Annotated in this window: 2 protein-coding genes; one reads left to right on the top strand and one right to left on the bottom strand. The window is 68.2% G+C overall.

The annotated features are described in order from the left end of the window. Positions 1-241: class I tRNA ligase family protein (locus ACFXKA_RS43165; RefSeq protein ID WP_379431937.1), on the bottom strand; the 241-nt coding region annotated here is incomplete at its 3' end. Between the two features lie 137 nt (positions 242-378). Between ACFXKA_RS43165 and ACFXKA_RS43160 the strand changes: the two genes are divergently transcribed. After that, positions 379-1,127: hypothetical protein (locus tag ACFXKA_RS43160; protein ID WP_379431935.1), on the top strand; the 749-nt coding region annotated here is incomplete at its 3' end.

Here is a 1,127-nt window from a genome sequence, read left to right as displayed (position 1 = left end):
GCTTACGGCGCGTCAGGGCGTCGATGATCGTGTGCTCGAAGGCGTGCCCGAGATGCAGGCTGCCGGTGACGTTCGGCGGCGGGATGACGATCGTGTACGGGGGCTTGCCACTCTTCTCGTCAGCCTCGAAGTAGCCGCGTTCTACCCAGCGCTCGTACAGCTTCCCCTCCACCTCGGCCGGCGCGTACTGGGTCGGCAGTTCAGGGTTGGCTGCGGGCTGCGCTTGAGAGTTCTCGGTCACGCTGCACAGTTTAGAGCCGTCACAGCTCCGCACTGAAACGGGATAGTTCGGTAACGGTGCGCCCCCCGATGGTCCATGTCTCCGGTCCTTCAGTCAGGATGTCGGGAACGCATAAATATCTGGAGGGGACAGAGCACATGAGTTACAACCAGCCGGGCCCGTACGGTGGGCAGCAGCCGCAGGGCCAGCCCGGACCGTACGGACAGCAGCCGCCGCAGGGCCAGCCCGGCTACGGGTACCCCCAGCAGCAGCCGCCGCAGGGGCAGCCCGGTTACGGGTATCCGCAGCAGGCGCCGCAGGGAGTCCCGCAGCAGGGTTACGGCCAGCCGCAGCAGCCGGGCCCGTACGGACAGCAGCCGCAGCAGCCCCCGTACGGCGGGGCACCTGGTTTCCCGCCGCCGCAGGGCGCGCCGAAGAAGAAGACCGGTCTGATCATCGCCTCGGTCGTCGTGGCACTCGCCGTGATCGGTGGTGGGGCGTACTTCCTGGTGGGCGGAGGCAGCAGCGACGTCGCCGACGACGGTCCGCACAAGCTGACCACGCCCGCGACGGTGATCGGCGGCGAGTACAAGAAGAGCGAGAGCTCCGACGGCGCGGACAGCGGCGGCATGAGCAAGGACGACCTCAAGGACGCCGAGAAGTGGGGCGTCACGAACCCGAAGGACGTGAGCGCCCAGTACGAGTCGGGATCCGTCGAGGAGAACCCGTTCGGCGCGAAGATCCTGCCGTTCGCCGGTGTCTACGGCGAGATCGAGGACCCGGAGAAGGCCGTCGACGGCATGTTCGGCTACCTGAAGTCGGAGTCCGAGAAGGACAGCGGCAGCGGCGACGCGCCCGCGCTCGTCGGGAGCCCGAAGGCGTTCGAGGCCGAGGGCCTGGACGGCGC

The sequence above is a fragment of the Nocardia sp. NPDC059228 genome, assembly GCF_042754245.1.
Classification (GTDB): domain Bacteria; phylum Actinomycetota; class Actinomycetes; order Mycobacteriales; family Mycobacteriaceae; genus Nocardia.
The sequence above is the reverse complement of the archived record's forward strand: the minus strand, read 5'-3'. Positions and strand labels throughout refer to the sequence as shown.